Origin of the sequence: Rickettsia endosymbiont of Cardiosporidium cionae, from assembly GCF_015476335.1 — a bacterium.
Lineage (GTDB): Bacteria > Pseudomonadota > Alphaproteobacteria > Rickettsiales > Rickettsiaceae > JADHZC01.
On sequence record NZ_JADAQY010000002.1, the window covers coordinates 242,325 to 250,385 of the forward strand.

Genomic DNA, 8,061 nt, shown 5'->3' on the forward strand with positions numbered 1-8,061 from the left:
AATATGTGGTGAGCCTGCCGGGGTTCGAACCCAGGACACCTTGATTAAAAGTCAAGTGCTCTACCAGCTGAGCTACAGGCCCTGATCAAAAATGAGTTAACCTAACATATTATTTAATAATAAATTCAGCTAGATAGGTAACAAATTTTCTGGTACATATCAACTATTCTATATAAAACCTTAACTCGTTATCAGATAGACATATAAATTTCTACTAGAAGAACGGATAATAACATTATTTTTATTAATGTCAAATCTTTGATTATATATTTGATAAAATTTTTAAAAATAACTCTTGCTAATAATTAAAAATAAATATAACATTAACTCGTTATCTAATTAATATTAAATTGTTAATAATATGAATATTCTAAAAGCTGCTTATGTAATTATCCAAAAAGTTTTGACTGTTATCAATCTTGTATTAGATTTTATTGTTTTTATTGATGAAATGGTAACTAATATTCAGAATAATGAAGATAATCAAAATCAGGATTTGGCAATAAAAGATAAGTTATTTGAGCATTCTACCATTGACATTGAGCAAGATCATGAAGTGATGGGTGGCGATTCACAACACGAAACACCTATATATAACTGATCTTTAAGATATTGCTATAAATATTTATAGCAATAATAGTAAGAATTTGTTATTTTAAACAAATTACTTATATTTTAGATATTTTGTAGGATTTATTGATTTTTTATTTTCTTTAATACCAAAATGTAACTGAGATTGTTTAACTTTGCCTGTGCTGCCTACATAGCCTATTAGGCAGCTTTGCTGGACTATATCCCCGATAGTTACTTTAGTTTTTTGTAAATGTGCATATATATGCACTATATCTGCATGATCTATTTTTATAATTACTAAGTTGCCAAAGGTAGCATCAAAATCAGCATATATTATTTTACCGCTTGCAGCGGCCTTCACTTCAGTACCTGATTTAGCAGATATATTTATACCAGGGTTGACACCATAAGATGTTTTTTCTCCAAATGCTGATAAGATAGCTCCATTCACAGGCTTAATTAATTTTTGTTTTACAGACTCTGCTTTGACGTTTTGTTTATTAATATTTTGTTCGTGAATGTTTTGTTTATTTTGAGAAAGATTTTTATCTGCTGATGTTTGATTTACTGGAAAATTGTTATCTAAATTAATTTTTAGTATTTGTAATTCTTTTAATATATACGGAGGAGTAAGCTGGTTTAATTCTGCTATATCATGTACGGTTTGATTATATTCTGAGGCTATTGACTCTATATTTTCACCGAATTGAACTTCATGGTAAATGATATTTGTATCTATCTCTTTTGCTATATTATTCCCTAGCTCAAATATATTGCTCTCATTAGTTGTTGTATCATATAGATTATTGCTAATATTATTATCTTTGGGTACTATTTTTTTTTTGTTTTGCTCATATCTATCTATCTTATCTGAAATTTTAATGTTATGATGTACTATGGGTGCTTCTTGGATCCCATACATGCATCCTGTTAATATGGAGAAGGATATTATTGCCAATGTAGTAAATTTCATGTGAATCATGTTTACATTCCTTAATATGGGTAATCTTAGACATTGTTATAATTAGCTTCTGTGATGAATAGAAGTGTACTCAAGTGTAAAAGTTATTAGCATTATATTATATGAATCTTTAGTTAAAGGCAAAGCGAAAAAATATGAATCAGTATAATTTGGCAATAGCAAATGATCATAGAGGGTTTGATCTAAAAACAGAGATTATAAGAAGATTTACCAGTGTTAGATTTGGTTATAAGATACAGCAATTTTTGGATCTAGGTACCCATAATAAGGAACCAATAGATTACCCAGACCTTGCTAAGCAGTTAGGGGATGAGATAATTAATGAAGTTGTAGAATTTGGAGTATTGATATGTGATACCGGTATTGGTATGTCGATTGCTGCAAATAGATATTCTGAAATTAGAGCCGCCCTATGTTTTGATTTGAGAATGGCAGAGTTGGCTAGGTTGCATAATGATGCAAATGTTTTAGTGTTAGGGGCAAGTATCAACTCGATAGATAATGCTGCTGCAATGGTAGATAAATTTTTATGTACCAAATTTGAAGGGGGAAGGCATAGAGCTAGAGTCAATAAGCTTTAGCATATAATAAATTTTTATTGTAACGTTTTATTGTATCCTAGGTTTTTTTGATAATTTGCTCTATTTAGTTAAATGCAGTTTCATGTTCAGTATGATATTCAGTATTATTTTTTGCTACTTGATTACGGAGTTTTTGTATTGCAATATCTTTAGCAGTAACAGCTAGTTGATCAGCTTTGATATTTCCGTAATTATCATTATGCCCCTTAACCCATATCCACTCTATATTATGTTTTTTTGTATGTAATATTAATTTTTTCCATAGCTCTATATTTTTTACTGGTTTGTTATCGCTTTTACACCAATTATTTTTTTGCCATTTATATATCCAGCTTGTCATTGCTTGTTGTAGATATTTACTGTCTGTATAAATTATTATGTTAGAAGATTCTTTAATTTGCATTAGTGATTCAATAGCGGCAGTGATTTCCATTTGATTATTTGTTGTATTGAGTTCATATCCAGATATTTTGAGTGTCGTTTTATCATCAAGTTCTAAATATGCTCCCCATCCTCCAGGGCCTGGATTATTTGCACATGCACCATCTGTATAAATTTTTATCATGTTTTATTTGTTAATTATGTTTACTGGATAGATCTATTTTTCACATTATTAAATTCTATGTTCTAGATTATCTAATATATAAACTTAAAGTAGATATTAATATATTTATAAATATTCTAATTAGCTAGAGTTTTTAACAATTTAGGTATATATTATCAAAATATCTGTTTATTGTTTATTAAATTGATAAAAGAAAGTATATAATATAGCTGTTACCGAGATAATATAAACTATAATCCATTAAGTGAGTTTGTAAAGATCTTATTTATTTAATATGTTAGATATAGTTTGCATATATTTTTATTAATTTAGATTGATAATGTAATATAATCGTAAGTATATGTTATATAAAATGTAATATGATAAAATTAAATAATGGGCCGACGTTCATTACTATTGAAGGAGGTCAGGGTAGTGGTAAATCTACCCAATCTAGGTTGTTATATAATTATTTATTACATCACAAGGTGAAGGCGATTCTTACTAGGGAGATAGGAGGTATAGATTCTGGAGAGGATATTAGAAAGTTATTTTTGAATTATAATTTTTTAAAAACTTCCGAGATAATGCTTGTTATGGCTGCAAGATATGAGCATATTCATAAGAAGGTTTTACCTAGTTTGTTATCAGATATATCTGTGATTTGTGATAGATTCGTTGATTCTACTGCCTGTTATAATAGTGATAGTTCTAATGGTTGTTTTCTGTTAAATAAAGTGTATGAGTTACATCAGGAGTTAATGAAATGTAACTTGGATGATTTAGAAATAAGTGATTCTTCGTATATTAATACCGAATTATATGAAAAATTTAATAATCAACCAGTTATACCAGATATAACATTTTTAATGGATCTAGATCCACTAGTTGCATATAGGCGTGTTAAATGTAGAATACAAAATTTAGGAAATGTTAACAGGTTTGATGCTCAAGGTATCGAATATTATAAGAAAATACATAGTAATTTTATAACAATTGCCAATTTATATCCTTCTAGGATTATTAAAATTGACTGTAATGATTGTAGTGAAGAAGATATCCATCAAAAAATCTTACAACATATAATGTTATAATTGTGGATATATGATATAACTATTGGATGATTTAATTGTTCTTTTTTCTAATTTGATCATTAAATTTACATTTTGATCATCTTTAATTAGATATCATTTTGAATATAGCGTTTATATTAAATTTATGTAAATCTATATTATATAGCGCTATAAGTAGTGCATAGCAAATAGTTTTAGTAAAAAATTTATTTTTTTTATATTTTAATTTATGGGATTTTATTTATGAGTAAAAAAATAATAATTGATGCAGCTTTTCCTACAGAGATACGTGTAGTAATGTTAGATAAAAATAATAATATTGAAGTTTTTGAATCTGAACAAGTCGATAATAGATCTATAGTAGGGAATATATATCTAGCTACTATAGGCAGGGTAGAACCTTCATTACAAGCAGTATTTGTAAATTATGGTAATGAAAAAAGTGGATTTTTACCTTTTAGTGAAATACATCCTGATTATTACAATATATTAGTGAATAATCAAGAGCAGATAGCATATTTAAGAAATAAGAAATTATCAGCTAATAATATTGATTTCAAAAAATTGGATAATAATTTATCTAATAATAATAACTTACCAGATATTGAAAATATCGATGTTAATGAAATTGATTCAATGGTACAGAATAATATTGCGCCAAGTATAGATATAGAAGCAAGTGGTTTTGATCATGATATTATTATGGAAAATAAAAATATTACAACTGATTATCAGAAAAATCACTCTATACAAGATGTTATAAAAAAAGGTTCTTTAATAGTTGTACAAGTTATAAAAGAAGAACGTGGTAATAAAGGAGCTTTTCTTAGCACTTATATATCGTTAGCAGGGAAATATTGCGTGTTTATGCCTAATAAAGAAAGTAATAATTGTATTTCAAAGAAGATATCTAATATAGATGAAAGAAAAAGAATTAAAGATATAATAGATAGCCTTAATTCTAATGAAGATAAAGAATGTTCTAGTATTATAGCAAGAACTGCAGCCTTTACACAGTCATCTGCTGATATAGCGCGGGATTATATGTATCTTGTTAAGTTATGGAATAATATTAGAAGTGTTACGCTAAAATCTGATGCTCCATGTTTTATATATCAAAATGATAATATCTTACTAAAAACTATAAGGGATCTTGTAAATTACAATGTAAGTGGAGTTATCATACAAGGTGATCAGGTATATAATGATTTTATAAGCTATATGAATGATATATTGCCAGATAAAATTAATTGTATAACCAAATATGATTCTAATGCTCCTATATTTATAGAATTTAGTATAGAAGAGCAGTTATCAAAGTTATACCAATCAGTGGTTACCTTACCTTCTGGTGGATATATCGTGATTAATCCTACAGAAGCACTGGTAGCAATTGATATTAATTCTGGTAAAGATACTTCAGAACGTAATGTTGAAGAAATGGCTTTGAAAAATAATTTAGAAGCAAGCAAAGAAATAGCAAAACAAGTGAAACTTAGGCAATTATCAGGTTTGATAGTAATTGACTTTATAGATATGTATGATCTACAACATAAGAAAATTATTGAAAGATCTTTACGTGAATTATTTAGAGAAGATAAAGCAAAAATCCAGATAAAAAATATTAGTGAATTTGGGCTATTGGAGATGTCTAGACAAAGGTTTAAATCATCTTTTCTTGAAAATAATTCTAAAATTTGTCATCAATGTAGCGGTAAGGGTATAGTAAGAGCAGATGATGCTAATGCTATGTTGATTTTCCGTACTATAGAACATGAACTATATTTAGATTCTATAGAAATATTAAATATTTTTACAAATTCTTCTACTATCATTTATATACTAAATAGTAAACGTACTGAAATATCGTTCATCGAAAATAAATATTCAGTAAAGCTTAATTTTTATATTGATAGTATGTCTATGTCAGATGTGTTTTCTATAGAAAAAATATCACGTATTACTAAGTTAGGTTCACAATTCAATAAAGCTGTACCTGCACTACAAAATGTTTCGGATATGTATTATGAAAACGGAGTACAAAGTAATCAAAATGATAAGAAAGTTAGTAAGAAGCAGACAACGCAATTGAAGGATAAAAATAAAAAAAGAGCTAACAACAAAAGTAATAACGAATCTGATAGCGAATCAAATAATATAAAAAAGAATACTAGAAGAAGGGTTCTATAGTAATAGAAATACTAAAAATGTTTCTGTATTAAGTTATATAAATAAAAAGCCTAGTTAATACCATATATTGTTTAGAGATCACAGGGCCTGCTTACTGATGATCGCAGAAAGGGGTGAGGAGAAGGAAAGATCATTTACTATAATTCTTGCATAAGTCTCGTTTGAGATATACTTATAACAGAGAATATATGTTTTAACTACTCACCCAAAATAGTTAACTATCTTTCCTGTCGTGAGACCCTGTCATTTCTTTAGAAATTAAATCTAACTTTGAGATAAGGTTTATGAGCTGTATATTTTTTATTATTGAAATTTATATCATATCCCAGAGCAAAATTTGTATTTTTATATATTAGGTTAGCGCTAAGCCCTATGGCATACCTTATCTTTGATTTCAAATCCTCTGGTTTACTATCTAACAATTCTCCTCCATCCATCAATATCTGAGCTGGCCCCACTTTATTAGTAAATTTATAATCTAAGAAAGCATGTCCTTCCGGTATAAATGCTGTGTTCTCAGATAATTCTATTTGCCTTGATTGTAGTTTCAATCCAAATATTCCAGATAGTGCATTTGATGCCTTAACATTATTTACAGATGCTTCATCTTTTGAATTGCTATTCAAATTTTTATACTTAACAGCACTGATATGTACATATCTTGCACCAATCATAGGAGTAAACATCAAATTATCTCCTATAAAGTTATATCCTAGCATTGACTCTATTGAATAAAGCTTTCTATTTTTATATTCAGAAATTAGGATATCGCTATCATTATTAGTTATTTTACTTTCTATATCTTGTTCTTCTTTTTTCACATTAATTAATCCAAAACTTGCGATAGAATCCAAGAATAAGTTATCAGTAATATCTAGCTTGCCGTATAGAGAGAATAATATATTATTGATTTTAGACTTATCTCCTTTTTTTAGATCATCATACTTTACATTTTTTGAAATATAAGACACAGTTGCCCCTAGCATAGCCCTAGTGAAGCTGTGATCAAACCCTAAGGATACACCTACCCCCTTAGCTTGATATCCAGATTCATTTTTAAACTGTTTTTGTGTTGCATTATAATATGTTGGCTTGAACCAAATACCATTTTTATAATCTGTGCCATCATTATGGATATTTTTTGTACTAAATAATGCTCTATTGGCTGCGGCTAGTTGATATGAGATGAATGACCTAGATGCTACAGAAGTCACCAACATACGTTCTCTTGTCACTAGGGATTGTTCATTAATATTTTCTATTAGAGAAGACTCTTCCCTAGATATATTTTGAGCCTTTCTTAGGATTGCCAATCTTTCTTCTGCATCCAACTCTGTATTATATATCAGTTCAGCTAATTTAGTTAATCTAGTTTTTGCTCCATTATTCTCTGATAAGGCTTTTTCTAATAGTTGAATATTTTTTCTATCTTTTTTCTTTATATTGCCTTCAGAACCATCTTTCGATAATTTATTCCTGAGTTCACTCTTCGCTGCTTCTTTCCTTTGCCTTGCTTTTTCTTCTTCTGCTAGTTTCTGTCTTTCTGCTCTCCTTGCTTCTTCTGCTGCTTTTTTCTTAGTTTCTGCTTCTGCTCCTGAGCCTGGGTTTGAGCCTGAGTTGTTGTCATTTTCTGAGTCTGAGCCTGAGTTGTTGTCATTTTCTGGGCCTGGTTGTGGGCCTGAGTTGTTGTCATTTTCTGAGTCTGAACCTCTATTTCTTGAGGTTGATTCTGAGCCTGAGCCTGAGTCTGAATTTGAGCCTGAGCTTGTTGATCTCTCCGGGCCTACATTTTGCCTTGCTTCTTCTCTTTTCCTACCTTCTGCTTCTGAGCCTGAGTCTGGGTTTGAACCTGAGTTGTTGTCATTTTTTGGTTGTGGGCCTGAGTTGTTGTCATTTTCTGAGTCTGAACCTCTATTTCTTGAGGTTGATTCTGAGCCTGAGTTGTTGTCATTTTCTGGGCCTGGTTGTGGGCCTGAGTTGTTGTCATTTTTTGAGTCTGAACCTCTATTTCTTGAGGTTGATTCTGAGCCTGAGCCTGAGTCTGAATTTGAGCCTGAGCTTGTTGATCTCTCCGGGCCTACATTTTGCCTTGCTTCTTCTCTTTTCCTACCTTCTGCT

7 protein-coding genes and 1 tRNA gene are annotated in these 8,061 nt (G+C 29.5%); 4 read left to right on the top strand and 4 right to left on the bottom strand.

Translation table 11 applies throughout. The annotated features are described in order from the left end of the window. Nucleotides 1–6 precede the first annotated feature (6 nt). Nucleotides 7–82, bottom strand: a tRNA-Lys gene (locus IHI24_RS02320). 279 nt (nucleotides 83–361) lie between these two features. Between IHI24_RS02320 and IHI24_RS02325 the strand changes: the two genes are divergently transcribed. Next, nucleotides 362–601 (top strand): hypothetical protein, encoded by a 240-nt coding sequence (locus tag IHI24_RS02325; protein WP_194966455.1) that lies wholly within the window; start codon nucleotides 362–364, stop codon nucleotides 599–601. Between the two features lie 63 nt (nucleotides 602–664). Here the strand turns inward: IHI24_RS02325 and IHI24_RS02330 are convergent, their stop codons facing one another. Next, entirely contained in the window at nucleotides 665–1,555 is an 891-nt protein-coding gene (locus IHI24_RS02330) for a M23 family metallopeptidase (RefSeq protein WP_194966456.1), read from the bottom strand. 134 nt (nucleotides 1,556–1,689) lie between these two features. On the opposite strand from IHI24_RS02330, the gene rpiB reads away from it, so the two are divergent. Continuing rightward, nucleotides 1,690–2,136: a ribose 5-phosphate isomerase B gene (gene rpiB / locus IHI24_RS02335; RefSeq protein WP_194966457.1), complete on the top strand. Its 447-nt coding sequence runs from the start codon at nucleotides 1,690–1,692 to the stop codon at nucleotides 2,134–2,136. 64 nt (nucleotides 2,137–2,200) lie between these two features. On the opposite strand, the gene rnhA is transcribed toward rpiB, so the two are convergent. Beyond that, nucleotides 2,201–2,701, bottom strand: coding sequence for a ribonuclease HI (gene rnhA, locus IHI24_RS02340; RefSeq protein ID WP_194966458.1), 501 nt, complete (start codon nucleotides 2,699–2,701; stop codon nucleotides 2,201–2,203). A gap of 359 nt (nucleotides 2,702–3,060) precedes the next feature. Between rnhA and IHI24_RS02345 the strand changes: the two genes are divergently transcribed. Next, on the top strand, nucleotides 3,061–3,774 hold the full coding sequence (locus IHI24_RS02345) for a dTMP kinase (protein WP_194966459.1): 714 nt from the start codon (nucleotides 3,061–3,063) through the stop codon (nucleotides 3,772–3,774). A 222-nt stretch (nucleotides 3,775–3,996) separates the two neighbouring features. Continuing rightward, on the top strand, nucleotides 3,997–5,943 hold the full coding sequence (locus tag IHI24_RS02350; protein WP_194966460.1) for an Rne/Rng family ribonuclease: 1,947 nt from the start codon (nucleotides 3,997–3,999) through the stop codon (nucleotides 5,941–5,943). A gap of 251 nt (nucleotides 5,944–6,194) precedes the next feature. On the opposite strand, the gene IHI24_RS02355 is transcribed toward IHI24_RS02350, so the two are convergent. Then, on the bottom strand, nucleotides 6,195–8,061 hold a 1,867-nt coding region (locus IHI24_RS02355; protein WP_194966461.1), incomplete at its 5' end, for an autotransporter outer membrane beta-barrel domain-containing protein.